Source organism: Borrelia turcica IST7 (assembly GCF_003606285.1).
Classification (GTDB): domain Bacteria; phylum Spirochaetota; class Spirochaetia; order Borreliales; family Borreliaceae; genus Borrelia; species Borrelia turcica.
This window is the reverse complement of sequence record NZ_CP028890.1, coordinates 18,602-34,551: the sequence shown is the minus strand read 5'-3', so window position 1 is coordinate 34,551 and position 15,950 is coordinate 18,602. Positions and strand designations below refer to the sequence as shown.

Here is a 15,950-nt window from a genome sequence, read left to right as displayed (position 1 = left end):
TATTAATTTGCTAATAGTATATTTCTTTTATTCAATGCTCCTTATATAAATACATCCGCGTCCCTAAAGATACAAAAAGGTTCCTATAAAAAAGCACTTGGCAACTCATAAAAATATAATCTTGCACAAAGCGCCCCTCAAAAAGCAAAAGCGTCCCTACTCTTGTTTTACTCATGTTAGTGTATATAATTGTATATAAATGTTTAATTTTTTACATCTCTTTACAAAGAAACGAAAGAATATTACTAAAAAGCATTCTACTGATATTATTAGCGTCAATTCTAGTGAATTCATTCTATTAGCTACTGCTTTAATTCAGTCTGGCAATATTAAACATAATCTACTTGGTATTATAATGTCAACTGGTATTCCTCTTGCTCATCTGAATGATAAGATTATACTTAAACAAAAAAGTAATAATACTATCATTTACAAGATAACTAATAGTAAAGAATTTATAAGACATACTTTAATTGATCCTAAACTGGTTGTTCATTCTATTAGGGCACTTTATCTTAAAAATCCTTACCCTCACTATAATGCATGGGAACTTAATAGAATTCTTAAAAAAGTACTTCGTTCTAATATTACTACAAAGACTTTAGAGAAAATATACTCTCTAATTCTCTCTCAAAGCACTTCACTAGCTCAAAAGAATGCCTCTGTCAACAACATTCAATTGGTTAGAAAACCTGTTATAGAAAGTTTTGCTAAGATAATACTACATATTAATTCATTTACTCCCCTAAGGATTAATAAAGCTAATCTTGCTTTTTATAAAGCTAGTAATTCTCTTGTTAAGCACACTATTGCTCTTCTTATAGAGGATTTCTTCTCCGCCAACAATCTTGCTACTCATAAAAATACACTACATAATCTTAATGCATTCCTTAAGGTTAAGCTTAAAGAGAAAGGCATTAATTTTAAATCTACTTATAAACATAGAAAAGAGCTTTTATCTTCTATCCTTTCTACACAAAAATCATTTTTCTAACTCTCCTCCTCTTAAACACAATTCATTCTAAAGAAAAGACTCCTTTACAAAGGCTATTTTGATTGTTAAGATGAAGCTTATTAGAAATAAATAAGCTTCTTAAAAGAGCGAAAGTTCTTATTTGTGTTTATAAATGGTGTAAAATTTTAATAAATGCATCTCATAAAACTTATGACGGCTATTCTCTCTCTTCTAGTAGTTGTCCCTAACTCTTATTCTTACAATCATTTATTTCAACACAGGAATGACGGGGTTGATAAATACAATATTGAGCTTTTAAATGATAGCTATGGCTTTTCTTTTAGTGATTTCTTTGATGACCTTCGTAGTGGTTCTATCGTCTTTACTTTTGAATCTAAGTACAACTTTACTCTTAACATAGAAACTCACTCTTTTACCTACAGAGGTTATAAAGATGACCCTATTGCGGTTCAAACTAGGACTGATATTATTGAACTGGGGGCTTTATACTTCTTCCCCTTTACCTTAATAAAAGATTCATCCTACTTTGGTCATATTGATTTTGGCATTGGCTTTAAAAACTTACTTTATGGCAACTGGGGTGGTGCTTTAACACAAAATACTCTGCATCTTCTTGTAAGGCAAACTAGACCCGCTCCTGTAGCCTATGAGCCATATAATTACAGGGGGTTCATCTCCTCTGCTTTTCTCTACTCCTATGGAGGACTACTTTTACTTGAGAACTATCTTGATTTTTCTTACTTTGCTGATTTTTTTGCTAAAATAAGTTTTGGGGTTGATCTTAGAAACAAAGACATTGGTCTTGTTACTAAACTTTTCTTTCAAACTCAAAACAAGATTGACGAAATTAAAGCTTATGCTATAACTCAAGAAGCTGAGAGTGGCTTGGGCATTCAATACAAACTCTATTCCAAAAACTTTACCTCCGTTAACACTATTCACATAGAAAATTTCTCTAGTAACAATCGCTTCTTTAGTGTTGGGGGGTTTGGGGTTATCTTTACCAAAGAATATGATACTCCCCAACAACATGCTATTTTTGCTTTAAGCAATCTATTCTCTTTTGCTTACGAGTGGATGATTCCCTTTCAAATAAGAAGCATACTCTACTACTCTCTTACGCCTCAACTTAAATCCTACGCTGCTATTGCCACCAATTATGATATTAATCTTCCCGATAAAGACTCATTTACTAATAGATTCTCCTCTGGTATCTCTTTTACTCTCCTCTCTCACTCACTCTTCTCCCTATACATAGCATATGGTATCTTCTTGTCTTTCAATAAATACAACACTGACATTAAGTCTGTTTATAGACCTATTGCTGTTAAAGATACTATTCAACTGGGTTCTGAAGCTGAGTTGGGCTCTCTTATTAAGCTATTCTCTTTCAATAATACCTCCTATAGCCTTAAGTTATTTAGCAAACTCAACTACTCCCCTCTTATTTATAACCTAAACACTGCTAGTCTTCTTGAGTATAACTTCACCTTCAACTATCTGGGGATTGGCCTTGTTGTTAAATCTTAACTATTCCCTTTACAAATCTCCTTTTTGCTCTACACTTCTTACTACTATTAATTTACCTTAAAGGAGTTCCTTATGAGAAATCTTACTTTATTTTTTATTCTTTCTGCTCTTCTTGCTTGTGACTTAGCAAAGGATGAGATTGCTCACTTAGAAGAGGAGAGTGATGTTCCTGTTGTTTCGGGCTCTACTGTTGCTACTGCTACAGTAAAGAGTGCGGGTGGCGTTTCTTTCGAAGTTGTTGAAGGAAAATTACAGCGGTGTCTTTTGCCTCATCACAGATGGTTTCGGACGTGCACCACTTGTTTTGTCTCTTGGATTAAGATTAAGCCCTTAGCTATTACTAAAAGCAATGGAAAGCTTTCAAAGACTTTTAAGAACAGGCTTGGCTATTCTTTCTCTATTCTACCTCTTAAATACAATGATGGCGGATCTTATGGGGACTCTCACAATAGCTATATCATGCCCCAAATCGTTTTTGAAAACCTTGATAGTTCTAATAGTCTTGAGGTCCTATCTTTCAAGTTAACAGATTTCCCACAGCTTAATTTTAATAAAAAGGGTGGCACCTTTGATCTTCCTAGAGTAGAGAAATCTCCTGCTAATCCGAATCAGGATGTATATCCTTTTGGGATCCTTAGTGTTACTTCGCCTAGTGGTGGCGATGAGGTTATTAGCGCTATTGAAAAGCAGTTTAAGGGAGGCAAATGGGGTTCTTTACGAGCCAAGATCACTGTTAAGGAGAAAGGTAGTTCCAGTGCTAAAACTTACAACATAACACTTGATACTGGATTATTTAATGAATTTATGAAGCAAGTCTTTGCTCGTTATCCTAAGGCTAACCAGTATAATAAGAAATTCAGAATTCCTGTTGCTGATTAAGTCTTGTATTTATTTTAGGCAAGGATTAGTTTTACTCACTAGTCCTTGCCTCTAAGACTGCGTTCTTAATAGAAATATTTTTCTGTTCTTAAAAAAATAATGACTTGCCTTTTAAATGGATTTTGTTTGATTGTCTTTTAACATCCTCTTATCTAAAGATAAGTAATAACATCACAGTAGTAGCAAATCCCACTTTATTTATGATAAGAAACTAACCCAAATTTACTACCCTAAGTAAAGTGTCTGCCTCACTATACAGGTATTCTAAATTTCTTATTCTCACTAGCAACATCTGGATACCTAGCAAATACTTCCTTCATAAACTCATTAAATAACTTAGCATCAAGTGTTATGCTATATACCTTAACCTTCTCTTCAACCTTAACTCTTATCTTTGCTCGCAAACTCTCCCATCTACCTCCCTTATACTGCCTTGCAATAGCACCAATTACCTCTTCTCCCCCACTCGGATTTCCTATATTAAGTATTCCAAAAGGATACACATTCCGACCAGGATTCTCAGCAGATTTCTCTACTCGAGGTATTTCAAATGTTCCTCCCCTCTTATTAAAATTAAGCTCCAGATAATCTGTTAACATAAATGAGACAACCTCAACGCTATTCGAACTATCTAAGCTTTCAAACATTATCAATGGCATCACATACTTATTGCTTTCATTATTATACTTAAGGGGTGTTATTGAGAATGAATACCCTAGCCTTCCCTTCAACGATTTTATTACCTTGCCCTTCCGACTCTTAATATCAACAGGCTTTATCTTAATCCAGTTAACATAACATGTACTGCATGTGATCCAAAAAGCTGCCCAGTGACTTGCACTCAAACATCTTTTCGTCTTCCCCTCAGATACCTCAAAACTAACTCCTTCCTCTACGCTAGCTACTCTACTAGGACTACTAACATCAACTACACCAGCACTACTCTCTTCTACAAATGCAACATCTTCCTTCCCTATATTACATGCCACCATCACTATTAGTATCAATAAGGCGGGTTTCCTCATAAAAGAACTCCTTAAAGTAAATTAAAGTAAAATTATATTACAAATCCTCTCTTTTTTTATTTTCCTGCTTCAAATAGAAATATCAGTACACTTTAACTCCACAAAACAGTGAATAACTTCTCCTTCTATAACAAAAACATAGTTTTTCCTCAAAATTGCAATACCTTTCCTTTTTAACTTAAATTTACCTTTTAGGAGTTTTTTATGAATAAGTTTTATCTTTTATTTTTGCTTTTGCTTGCAATGGTTATCTCTTGTTCTCAAGAAGTGGCAGATTTTGCTGATGAGATGGCTGAGGAGGAGGAGATTGAATTAGCTGAGGCTGACGAGGTCGACGACGAAGAGGAGGAGGACGATGAGGATGAGGACGAAGGGATTGAAGAGGTTATTGAGGTAGCTTCTGCAGCTGAAGACAAAAACTCCGATGAACCTAAAACTTTGGTTGGTGCAGTTAAGAATTTGACATCTGCTGTTTTCGCACCAGTTACATCCATATTTAGTGGTCTTAGTGGTTTGTTTGGTAGTGGTAGTGGTAACTCTTCTAAGTAGTGTAGCAGAGAAGAGACTACTTAAAGTAAAGTGTTATTTCTTAAGTTCTGCACTATAATAAGATACACAACAGATTAAGACTTAAGGTAGGCACACCCTCAAGTTTAATGCATGCTCTTTTTAGGGTCATGTTTTACAGGAGATACTTATGCAGTATAACAAATTTATTTTAACTAACATATTTTTAATATCACTCTTATTTAGCTGTACGCTAGATAATGATTTAGGTGATGAGCTTGCTTTGCTGGAAAGTAGAACAACAGATACAATAGATAGCCTAGTCTCTAACGCTAGTACGGGCTTTGAACCTGAAAAATTAGATTCTGCTAGGCAGGCTAATTTATTAGGAGACTTTGACTCTACTGGTGGTGGTGAAGACGAGAAGAGTGATGCTTATGGTGTTGTTGGTGAAGGTATCGAAGCTCAAGTAGAAGCTCAGCAAGAGATTGCTCTTAGAAATGAACTACAGGAAAAAATACACACAATTGATAAAGATACTTCAATGGATACAAAAGAGATTGATAAGAAAATTACTTCATTGGAAGATTTAAAAAAACAATTAAAAGACGATTTAAATAAAGAATTATCTAATAATCAAACAAACACAGGGCATGTTGGGAGTGTTGACAACTTGCAAACACCAGTTGCTCAAGAAGAAGTAGATAAAGAGAGTGGTCTTAAACATGGAGATTTAGACTCTAAAGCACAATCAATACCTCAAGTAGCTGCAGCGTTAACTGATGCCTCAAAAAAGGGTGCTGTTATTAAAGAGGCTATTGAGGATATAAATACAAAGATTGAAATAGAAAAGAGAAGAAAAACTAAATATGAAGAGCAAGAAGCAAAATTAAAACAAGAAATTGAGAAAATTAAAGAAGAATCTCAACAATATGCGGCTATACGACAGAAGATAAAAGAAGAGAAAGTCCGAAGTCAAAAATTCCTACGCGTTACTGAAGACTTAACAGAGAGTGCTAAGAGGGCTCAAGATGAAGCTTATGGTATCATTGATATGTTAGAAGAACTTGAAAAGGGTATTAGAGACAATAACAAAGATAGCAACAAAGAAGCATTAAATGAGTCTCTTAAAAGTATTATTGGTAAGACAATAAAACTTAGTCAATTAATAGAATCACAAAAGAAAATTGAGGAACGAAAGTCATTGGGTTACTCAAAAGACAAAGATTTTGATGTTATGTTTGAAAACATAAAGGACATAAAGGACAAGTTGAAGGTTTTATGTAGTAGAGTTAGAAGTCATCTTGGTGGGTATAAATCTACAGTTACTGTAGATGGTCTTCAAACAGGTGCAGTAACTAAAGCAATTGGCATTGTTAAGTTAATACACAAAACATTAGCTTATATCAATGACAACAGTAAGGGTAGTCTTCCTAGCATACTTAAAGACTTAGAAGAGGAAATTACAACAAAAAATAAGATATAATTGATTTATAAACATAAGCCTAAGTATTGCTCTTAGGCTTTTTTATTACACATAAATATAAAAGACTCTATCAATAGAGTCTTAATTTACCTTAATAAGAATTCAATTTTATGTTGAAATGCTTGTTTCAACATTCATATTATACAGCAACTTTCTTTATTACACAAAAAAAAACTTCACCTTGCCTACATGACCCCTACAAATATTTAAGGAGATCTTTATTCTGTCTTCAAACTACCCTAAACTGCATAAAAAAGATACTCTTGTCTCTTCACTGTACTGCTAAACACAATGCATTTATACTATTACTGCTATATTCTTTATATTAAAGAAAGGAGTGTACATATGTCATTTTTATTACACTTATTTATTTGCTTCCTATTTAATGGTTGTCTGCCTTACAATCCTAATACAGAGAATAATAAAGAAACGGGAATTAGTAGCACAGAAATGGGCATACAACAAAGTAATGATAATTCTTTAATTCCTGAAGAGACTAAAGTGTTGGGGTTCCTACATACTCAGTTAACAGCTTTCATAAGTAGTAGTGACACAAGGGCTGAGCTTAAACCTTTACACAAAAGAAGACTTGATGACTTTTTGCAGTGGTTAACTAAGAATCCAGATAAGGGAAGAGAACTTGTTAAGGTTGGACAGATTATAGTAAAGATTCTTAAATCTAAAGGCGCTAATGATAAGCTCGATAACTTATCTAGTGCAATAAGCTCTAATGGACAAAGCTTGCAGCAACACTTAAATGATATTGTTTTACCAATTGCATATAGTGCACTTACTATTAGTATTAACAGAAATCTTGATAATGACTCGCTTCTTAGTCTCATTAAAGGTGATTTTAAAGAGAATGGAAGTCGTTTAACTATGTTTAAGAACTCTTAAACTAGAAATTCTTAAAGAGTAAGTCTACTTTAGCTTGTAAATATAGTTATAAATACTCCGATAAGTTTACAATTAGATTTTTCTCTAATCAACCTTAGTAACTAATACTTAAAATTTAGCATCTATATTGGTGTTAAGTTCACTTTTAACACTATATATTTTATTGTTAAGCTAATTTTCTTTTTCTAGAAATTTTATCCTAATATTGAAGTTTCCTCTAAATTTTCAAGGTAACTAATTATTAACCTCATTACGATAATACCTATTTGCAATATCACTAGCAATCTCCTCATTAAATCCAATCTTAACAAATTCATCTATTACCATTTATTCTGTTATATGTGTGCGTTGCATATAAAACCTCTTCTGCTAACTATGTCTTAAGGATACTTTAAGTGAAAAAATAAACTCAACTATTCTTTAACCAGTTCAAGTGCCTATTTAAGAAAATCAAGGTCATAAGTCTAGCGTTTGGTGTTGCTGTATAGAAAATACCCTCATTATTAAGGCTATTCTTAAGTCTTGTAAGCTTGCTCTCAAGTGCATTATTTATTCCCTTTAAGTAGGGAACTCTTTGTATAAACAGGGGTATATGCGTTTAGGATAGAGTCATAATTCTCATATATTATAACTCTACTCTTGTGTACCTAACTTCTTTAATACTAACTTTTTCATGTAGCGGAGCATCTTCATCTTGACTTATAGTCTTTAGTGAATAGGTAATAAAACTTGACTCATAGTCCCTGTCTCTAACACGCAAATAGTCAAGATATGTAAATCCTATAGGTAATTCACTTAAAACTTCACTCTCAAGGTCAAGCTCATCATCATGTGTTCTAATTAAAATATAGCCAACACCATTAAACCTATAGCTTATAATAGCATTAAGTAGCGCCTCCTTAAGCTCAACCTTAAGTGCATCAATTCCCTCCTCTCAACAACACCACCTACTCCTGTTTTAAGTAAAGTAATTCCGTTCTTTACTGTGTCCTCAGCTACATTTTCAATATAATTCCTAAAAAATATAGAATATCGGTATAAATCCAGAGGATTAAGATTTGCATATAGTTTCATAATCAAACTTTTTTAAAAATACATTAATAAATAATAATTTTTTTATAACACACTAAAAAACTGCTTTTGTCAAGTTTAATCTTAATAAAAGCTACTCACTTCCAACACTTTACCCTGCCATAAAATCCTCTACAAGTCTCTTTTAAAGTTCCTTGATATGTTAAAACTAAAAATGATAAGAACAATACAATAACAATAAACATCATTAAAATGAATTCACTATTCCTGTTATAAAAACTAATAATTATATCTTTAAAATAAACAAAAAGCACTCCTAAAGCTTTCACTAAAACAAGTACTATTCTTATTAAATAACTAGCTAAACCCTTTAATAAAAGTAATACTTGTTTAAAGAAACCTTTTAGTATCGCTATTAGCCACCTTATGGCTCTTAGTAATACCACTAGTATCTCCTAAACTTACAAATCTAATCTATCTTTAAGCCCTAAACAAAATTAATACTGTATTTAACAATATGCCAAATACAAATTTGTACTTAAACTTCTATTTGGCATAAATACATTTAATGTGTTTCTAAAAAACCATCTGCTTACCTTGCCCCTGAGGCCTTATGCTCTTCATACAAAACCCAAGCTTGCTTTACCTTTTCAGCTGAAAGTTCATCTTGTAGCTTATCATATCTATAATGTGATAGCGTAGAAAGGTAGCAAAGCACAAAATAAAATATAGCAAATATCATTTCTACTAATAATGAATTTGGGTCAATGCGGTTTAAATATGCCCAAAAATACTTCAAAGTCTTCATAAACACCTCCAATTACTCTACTCATAAAATTACTTAAATAAAAATAATTGGAAGCCTCATTATGCTAAATAAATCATATGTCCCCTCCTACATATAAATTAAAATACATTATATTACATTAAATTAAGATTTATGCTCTTGTTAAATTCAAGGGTTTTAAGTTGTGGGTTATTTTAAAAAGAGGGCAATAAAACCACCTATAGTGGTTAACCATATGGCAAATGATAAGCCAAAAAACCATCTATTATTCTTTTCTAAATTATCAATCTTAACATTAAGTAAAGCAATATCGCATTTAATTTCATTTTTAACATCTTTAAGCTCATTTTTAACAGCAACAATATCTCCTTTAAGCTCATTCTTAACAGCAACAATATCTCCTTTAAGCTCATTCTTAACATCAGCAATATCTCCTTTAAGCTCCATTTTAATAAGCTGGAGGGCTTTATAACTAATCTCATTATGATAATATCTATTTGCAATATCACTATCAATTGTCTCATTAAACCCAATCTTAACAAATTCATCTATTACCATTTGCTCTGTTATATGTATGTGTTGCATTCATTAAAGTTACTCTGCTTTTTGACAATTTCAACTTTATTTTCATTAGAATAATTCATACTCTTAGCTTCATACCCGACAAACTGACCTTTATTCTCAGTCTCAGCCCCAAAAACAGTATAATTATTCAGTATTAAGCCAATAAGCATAGTTAAAAAGAATTTCATTATGCGCACCTCTCCTCATTTAATAATACAACATCAATAATAGACTTGAAAAGTATAAGTTATAATTTAGCATAAATTTTTTAAAGACTTGATTAAAAGTACTTTAATTTAGAAAAATGCACTTCACGCTTCCTCCTATTTAAATTTAATAGCAAATAAGCACAAGACAGGCTATCTAGTGCATCGTCACAAACAGTATTATCACCCCTGTAAGCAAATAATGTGTTTCTATCTTATCACGAAGATTCAGCATAATAGAAGTTAGCATACCTAATCCTTGTGTGTTATCACGCTCTTCTATATAGAGTTTAGAAACATTAAATTTTTCTATTATAGCCTTAATTGTAGATATGACATAAGAATCATTAACAGGACGCTTATCTTGATAAAGGAATGCATAAAATTTATCTTCAAACTGTTCCAGAACACAAACAGCAGTGTTATCACTCCCCATACTAAATGAGGGGTCAATGTAGCAAATGGGACTCTGATACATATATGAGCCATTTAACACAATATTGCTAAATATAGCCTCTTGGCTAGCTACCCACTCACCATAAAGCACGCGGGCTTTATATGTTGGCGTGGACTTGTATAGATTTTCCTGTGTTTTTATAAATGACTTACTCAAGATAGCATTATCATATGTTGTAAAATTATAAGTCTTATATACATCTGTCTTGTCAATATAATCAGTTTTGAAAAAATGGGCGGGGTGGTCAGGATTTGTATCAAAAATAACAACCTCTTGTCCATGTCTTAATCGCTTTAAAGCCTCAAGTAGCGTGTCTTTATGCAGTGTAGTAGCCTCATTAACATAGACTAGAGAAGTATTAGACCCCCTAAAACGCTCATAATCAGTAGTCTTATCACCTCCATAAAGGTTAACCCTAAGTCCGTCTATTAGAATATGAGAAGTATTTGCTTTTTTTGTAACAAAAGGGATTTTAAGCAGGCTACACACTTTTTCAAATTGTCCTAAAAGATTGACTTCAATAGCTTTAGCAGAATTACCTAATATGAAATTATTTGTATCTGCTAAATAGAGTGCCCTATTTTCTAACAAATTCTTAATAAAGAGATAACACGCAAGGAATGTCTTGCCACTAGCAATACCACCACTTAAGACTATCTTAGTGTGTCTATGCTTTTCTATGTCCCTTAGTACTTCCCGTTGTTTTCGAAGTAAATGTTTATCTTCAAATGCTTTAAAATTAGGTTTAGCTACAGCAGTATTCTTTAGTAAATCTGCTATATCAATGCCATATCTTTTCTTTTAATGCCTTTGTTTCTTAATAAAAAGACTACTCTTAAATAAAATCATTGTTTATTCTATCTGTGTTTAAGTAGTCCCTTTACGCTCTTTTCTTCCTAAATTAGCTATAGAATTTAGCTTAAGGAGTGCATCATAGAGCAGTGACATTTCCTTTAGTGTTATTTGTTTTTTTAGTGAAGAAAGTGCGTTTATCTTCTCCTCTAACTCTTGATTTAGAGACTCAAAAATATCACCCCGCTTCAACTTACTACTCTTAAGATTGACCTTAATAGATAAAATATCATCTTCAAGTCTGCTAGCCTCCTCATAATATTTGCTAAATTCTAAACAAAAATATTTCCTAAAAGACTTAATAAAATCAATGCCAATTAAATTAATTTCATGCTCTAATTCAAATCTAGTGTTACTAGACAAAGACTCAGCCTTAATGTTTTTTGCAATAAGACTAGCAAACTCGTCTTCACTTGAACTACTAACGCCACTACTACTGCTATACTCAGGGCTATCCTTAACCTGTTCCCACTTACGCCTCATTTTCCATACATTAACATGAGACACACTCATTAAAATGGCTATCTCTGTATCTTTTAGCTTACCTTCTCTAAAATAAGGGATATAATCAATAAAAGATTTATTACTTCTACTACTGGTCTGCATTAACTGGTTCCTAACTTTTAAATAAATTTATTAACTATTGTTAAAATAATATTGCAAATGCAATCTTTTCCTATAAGGAGTGTTTTTGTCATAATTAGTGTATATTTTAAATAAGCTTTTTCGTATTTATTTATAACAAATTTAAGGTTAAGTAAAGTCCAACTTAAAATACCATAAAAGGCTAATCAAATAGCTTGACTTAACCTTTTTTTTAAAAAATTGTCCTATATTTACTTAAGTGTTGCGAAACCATAATGGTTGCAAGCAAAAAAAAAGAGTAGTACCTTTACGGTCTACTCTTTTTTCCAAAAATAACACAACTACTATTTTCTTTTAGCCTTTTCAACAGGTCTTGTTTCACAAGTAGCCTATCTAACAACAAAGCCTAAACCTGTGTTAGTCACTGTTTGAGTATAAGTTCTAGTAACACCATCCGCTGTAGTTGATTCTAGTGTGTTTGAGCTATGATTACACCCCACAAAAGCACAAGATGCTAAGACTAGTAGTTTAATAAAAGGTATTCTGTTCATAATCAATTTACTCCTATAAATTTTTGTTAAATTTAATCAATAGAAAAGTTACTTCAAAATTAGCAAATTCATATCAATTTTTGCTAATTTAGTAGTTTTTGTTGATTTTTTGTATAAAAAGTGTATTTTTATTATTACCTTTTCCTTTAAAATATTTAGGAAATATCTTATCAATTGAAGTTTTACCCCCGTAGGAGCAATTCCTATTTTATAAAACTTCAATTAAATTCTTTTTTTTAAGTAAAGAATTTAAAAATTGTTTTTTGTGCCAAGACAGAGCTTAAGAAAAGTTAAGAAAATGAGTCTATTGTTTTGGGTCAAAAAGAAGAGTCGTCATTGTAAATTGCAGTGCACTCTTTAGAGTCAAATAAGGGGTATTTAGGCTAAAATTAGTGGTTATCGCACAGAGTATGTAGGGTAAACTGTGTGAAATAGTAAAACAAATCGTTATTTTAAGACAAGAGAGACCATAGAGCACAATTTTTGCCCTATTTTGTTTACAACGAGACTCACTTCTACTATAAATGCCTACTATATTTTTGCTATAATTAGAGCCATAAAATATGCTTAAAATAGAGCTAAATTTGGTTAAAATAAGTTAAAGGGTTGGCTAATTTTATGAATATACAAGATGATAAGTCTTTAATTATTAATCTTTTAAATCAAAATCAAGAGTTATTGCTACTTGCCAAACAAAATCAAAATGATATTAAATAATACCAAACTGAAATTAAAGAGTTGCTTAGCAAGCAGAGCCGACGGAAAAAAGAACAGGATTCGATTAGTAGTAGCTATAACAACAATGGCACTAGATTTTACTTAACCGAGGCTAGTAAACGCAAGGTTTACAGGTGTATTGACTCTTTGAAGAATAGTGACCCTATATCTGGTTGGTTTTATACATGTACTGGCAATAACAGGCTGTAGGGGCTGTGAAATACAGGGCGTACGGCTGGCTGATATTTCTCGTGAAGAGAATCACAATAGTAGTGGTGAAGTGTTTTACAATATGCAAGTTAATGTAGCTAAGAAAAGAGACAAGACTCATATTAGGGATGTTGTTATAAGTGAAGGCGAGTTTATGGCTATAATGGACGCACACAGACAATATTTTGCTAAAAAGGGTTGTGACGCTAAGCGCAAATATCTTTTTTGCAAAACTAAACATAAATTTAGGGATAATAAAATTGATATTTTAACTATATCTCGTAAATTTAAAGCTCTTCTTAAAGCCAATGGGTTTAATTCAAGAAAATCACTTCATATTTGCCGTAATATGTTTGTAGCCTCACTTAAGAGTAAGGGATACAATTCTTTTAGCATTAAAGAGATTATGAAATACGCGTCTACTTCTGAGATTGATAATGTTTATGGACTATCTCCTGCTTGTAAAATACAAAGTGATAAAGATATTAGAAGTAGTATTCCTTTATAATCTTAAGCGCCTTTAAGAAAATAAACTCCTAATTACTTAAATAATACTCTTCTGTCGTCTTGACTTACCCTTAAATTAAATGAAGTTGCTAGTATTTCATGTTTATCGTACCCAAATTTGCTACTCGCACCACTTGATTTTGATATTGTGGTTATATAAAGGCCGTGTTTTTTAAATAATTCTATCACAGCAGTATCATCAAACTCACTTATTGCAAACTGCCACTCATACCGTTTAACTTCAACAATAAGTTTTTCTAGTAAAGACAGACTCCATCCCTTATTATCAAAAAGACGCCCTTTTGATACTGCGTATGGCGGGTCTAGATAAATAAAAGTTGAATAAATCTTATTTCTACTCTCTATTGAGGCTAAAAACTTAAATATATCACGACAGGTTATAACAGTATGCATTAGCATTTTTTGTACTGTCTCCCGATATAAAGCAAGCTTTTCCAAAAATATTTTCTTCGCGTTGCGCCTTCCCAAAACAATAGTAGCAGTACATGATGTGTAGATAGAATATAGACTACGCAATAGCTGATACTCTATCTTATCTTGATTCTCATTTATTATTTTGTCATAAATTAATGCGTCCTCTACTCTTCTGTATAGCTCACAAGGCTCCTCTTTAAGCATCAAAAACAGTTCATATATAAATCTTGAATGGTCATTTAATATATTATATTTAGCTAGTGGTTTGTTTAAAAATATCGCCCCTGTACCCAAAAACCCTTCAATATAGCAATCATATTTGGGAATAAACTTATTATTTTCTTCCTATATCGGTACTTGTTCCCTTCTCTATTTATTAATTTCAATTTTAATACCTTTTTAAAACATTTTTTTAACTTAAACACAATTATAACAAATTTACTTGTTCTTTTAAATAAGCAGTATCTTTTATTCACCTACAAACTTAACAAAAACTATTATTTTTGTTATAATTACTTATTTAATACACATTTATGCATGTGTTAAGAAGCATTATGACTATTTATTTATTACTTTATTATTAGGAGGCATTATGGAAACAAATAAAAAAGATACAGAGTTTATAAAACAAATTATTAATGAACAGCTCTTGCCTATTAATGAACAATTTATGTTTTTAAAGGACATAATAGCAAAACTACAAAAAGAAGTAAATGTAATACCATATATTGATAAACATATTAAGGCTTTAAATAAAAGACTATTAAAGAATAATATTTCACTAGCAAAACAGGATGAAAAGCTAGCTGATTTTGTTGTTAAAATATCTGAATTTGAAGAGAATGTTATAGAAATTGAAGAGCGTGTTAGGAAAAGAATAAATAGAGGTATCGATAAAATCATCGCTGTATATTCTTCAAAATATGCAAATGCAGAATTCGATAAATAAACATCAACAAAAATTTAATTAACTTCATCTAACACTTGCATAAAAAGGCATACTTAAGTATGCCTTTTTTTATTATACTTCATCTTGTCTTAATTAAAGGCAAATGTCCAAAGGCCTTTGGACATTTGTTTATTTTTATGAGCCAAAACTGACCCTAAAAGCCTTTTTAGAGCATTTTTATTTTTATGAAAATTTTTATACATTTTTTCATAATTCTCTTTTACTTTACATGTAATAAATTAGCTAAATTCAGATAATTTAACAAATGTCCATAGGCCTTTGGACATTTGTTTTTATATTGATAAGCGATATATTTTTTAAAGTTAATATTTGGATAAGGAGAGGGTTATTTTTGCTACACTGATATTTGTTCTTATGATTGCAGTCATTCGTTATATAGACAATATAACGAATCGCTTATAGTTTAATCTTTAAGAACTTTACTAGCAAAGAGTAAGTTTTGATAAACGGATGTTACTTCGCTATTATGGGCTTTTATAGATTTTATGTTATAAATTAGGATATTTGAATTATTTTACCCAATAAATTTATAAATATCCTAATTTATAACAAAGAATTAAAGGAGGCTACATGTTTTGTAGCTATTATTAATAAAAGCTTTAAGTCTATTTCTTAAATAAGAGTATATTCTCCTTTTATCAAATAACATTATTTTAGATATAAAAAGAAACTTTGGTTTCAATACGCTCTTTATTTTAAATAGCTTTATTGGCTTTTATTAATAATATCCACATACAAGTATTATGGTCATAACACATAGATGATCCTTCAATAAAA

The 15,950-nt window shown here is 31.4% G+C and carries 18 protein-coding genes and 1 pseudogene; 8 read left to right on the top strand and 11 right to left on the bottom strand.

The genetic code is table 11. The annotated features are described in order from the left end of the window. The first annotated feature begins 199 nt into the window (after nt 1-199). From DB313_RS06165 to DB313_RS06155, 3 genes are all read left to right on the top strand, one after another. Nucleotides 200-994 carry a hypothetical protein gene (locus DB313_RS06165; protein WP_120104933.1) on the top strand — a complete coding sequence of 265 codons (795 nt, stop codon included), beginning with the start codon at nt 200-202 and terminating at the stop codon, nt 992-994. Between the two features lie 153 nt (nt 995-1,147). Further along, complete coding sequence (locus DB313_RS06160; protein WP_120105003.1) at nt 1,148-2,506, top strand: hypothetical protein; 1,359 nt, start codon at nt 1,148-1,150, stop codon at nt 2,504-2,506. A gap of 72 nt (nt 2,507-2,578) precedes the next feature. Further along, complete coding sequence (locus DB313_RS06155; RefSeq protein ID WP_120105002.1) at nt 2,579-3,385, top strand: BB0158 famile outer surface lipoprotein; 807 nt, start codon at nt 2,579-2,581, stop codon at nt 3,383-3,385. Nucleotides 3,386-3,636: 251 nt separating this feature from the next. On the opposite strand, the gene DB313_RS06150 is transcribed toward DB313_RS06155, so the two are convergent. Continuing rightward, nucleotides 3,637-4,410 (bottom strand): BB0158 famile outer surface lipoprotein, encoded by a 774-nt coding sequence (locus tag DB313_RS06150; protein WP_120105001.1) that lies wholly within the window; start codon nt 4,408-4,410, stop codon nt 3,637-3,639. Between the two features lie 204 nt (nt 4,411-4,614). Between DB313_RS06150 and DB313_RS06145 the strand changes: the two genes are divergently transcribed. The 3 genes from DB313_RS06145 (at nt 4,615) to DB313_RS06135 (ending at nt 7,300) form a co-directional block, all read left to right on the top strand. Then, the gene (locus DB313_RS06145) at nt 4,615-4,959 is read left to right on the top strand and encodes a hypothetical protein (protein WP_120105000.1); all 345 of its coding nucleotides are present in this window, start codon (nt 4,615-4,617) and stop codon (nt 4,957-4,959) included. Nucleotides 4,960-5,107: 148 nt separating this feature from the next. Continuing rightward, nucleotides 5,108-6,403, top strand: coding sequence for a coiled-coil domain-containing protein (locus tag DB313_RS06545; protein ID WP_238614551.1), 1,296 nt, complete (start codon nt 5,108-5,110; stop codon nt 6,401-6,403). Nucleotides 6,404-6,748: 345 nt separating this feature from the next. Then, nucleotides 6,749-7,300, top strand: coding sequence for a hypothetical protein (locus DB313_RS06135; RefSeq protein WP_120104999.1), 552 nt, complete (start codon nt 6,749-6,751; stop codon nt 7,298-7,300). A gap of 234 nt (nt 7,301-7,534) precedes the next feature. Here DB313_RS06135 and bdr (DB313_RS06540) read toward each other — a convergent pair whose 3' ends face one another. The 9 genes and pseudogenes from bdr (DB313_RS06540) to DB313_RS06510 form a co-directional block, all read right to left on the bottom strand. After that, nucleotides 7,535-7,627, bottom strand: a complete 93-nt coding sequence (gene bdr / locus DB313_RS06540; protein ID WP_238614550.1) for a Bdr family repetitive protein — start codon at nt 7,625-7,627, stop codon at nt 7,535-7,537. 546 nt (nt 7,628-8,173) lie between these two features. After that, nucleotides 8,174-8,374, bottom strand: coding sequence for a hypothetical protein (locus DB313_RS06130; RefSeq protein ID WP_120104998.1), 201 nt, complete (start codon nt 8,372-8,374; stop codon nt 8,174-8,176). Between the two features lie 95 nt (nt 8,375-8,469). Then, complete coding sequence (locus tag DB313_RS06125) at nt 8,470-8,778, bottom strand: hypothetical protein (protein ID WP_120104997.1); 309 nt, start codon at nt 8,776-8,778, stop codon at nt 8,470-8,472. A gap of 146 nt (nt 8,779-8,924) precedes the next feature. Continuing rightward, complete coding sequence (locus DB313_RS06120; protein WP_120104996.1) at nt 8,925-9,140, bottom strand: hypothetical protein; 216 nt, start codon at nt 9,138-9,140, stop codon at nt 8,925-8,927. Nucleotides 9,141-9,308: 168 nt separating this feature from the next. Beyond that, nucleotides 9,309-9,704 carry a Bdr family repetitive protein gene (gene bdr / locus DB313_RS06115; protein WP_120104995.1) on the bottom strand — a complete coding sequence of 132 codons (396 nt, stop codon included), beginning with the start codon at nt 9,702-9,704 and terminating at the stop codon, nt 9,309-9,311. Then, entirely contained in the window at nt 9,686-9,871 is a 186-nt protein-coding gene (locus DB313_RS06110) for a hypothetical protein (RefSeq protein ID WP_120104994.1), read from the bottom strand. Before DB313_RS06110 ends, bdr (DB313_RS06115) begins: the two co-directional genes overlap by 19 nt. Before the next feature lie 92 nt (nt 9,872-9,963). Continuing rightward, nucleotides 9,964-11,195, bottom strand: a pseudogene (locus DB313_RS06105) (PBSX family phage terminase large subunit). An 18-nt stretch (nt 11,196-11,213) separates the two neighbouring features. Further along, on the bottom strand, nt 11,214-11,804 hold the full coding sequence (locus DB313_RS06100) for a DUF603 domain-containing protein (protein WP_120104993.1): 591 nt from the start codon (nt 11,802-11,804) through the stop codon (nt 11,214-11,216). A gap of 368 nt (nt 11,805-12,172) precedes the next feature. Further along, nucleotides 12,173-12,334 (bottom strand): hypothetical protein, encoded by a 162-nt coding sequence (locus DB313_RS06510; RefSeq protein ID WP_161555048.1) that lies wholly within the window; start codon nt 12,332-12,334, stop codon nt 12,173-12,175. An 874-nt stretch (nt 12,335-13,208) separates the two neighbouring features. Between DB313_RS06510 and DB313_RS06095 the strand changes: the two genes are divergently transcribed. Beyond that, nucleotides 13,209-13,769 carry a tyrosine-type recombinase/integrase gene (locus tag DB313_RS06095; protein ID WP_238614549.1) on the top strand — a complete coding sequence of 187 codons (561 nt, stop codon included), beginning with the start codon at nt 13,209-13,211 and terminating at the stop codon, nt 13,767-13,769. 32 nt (nt 13,770-13,801) lie between these two features. Here the strand turns inward: DB313_RS06095 and DB313_RS06090 are convergent, their stop codons facing one another. Next, entirely contained in the window at nt 13,802-14,530 is a 729-nt protein-coding gene (locus tag DB313_RS06090; protein ID WP_120104992.1) for a DNA adenine methylase, read from the bottom strand. 265 nt (nt 14,531-14,795) lie between these two features. Here DB313_RS06090 and DB313_RS06085 point away from each other — a divergent pair, with 265 nt between their 5' ends. Beyond that, on the top strand, nt 14,796-15,152 hold the full coding sequence (locus DB313_RS06085; RefSeq protein WP_120104991.1) for a hypothetical protein: 357 nt from the start codon (nt 14,796-14,798) through the stop codon (nt 15,150-15,152). Nucleotides 15,153-15,950: the final 798 nt, after the last annotated feature.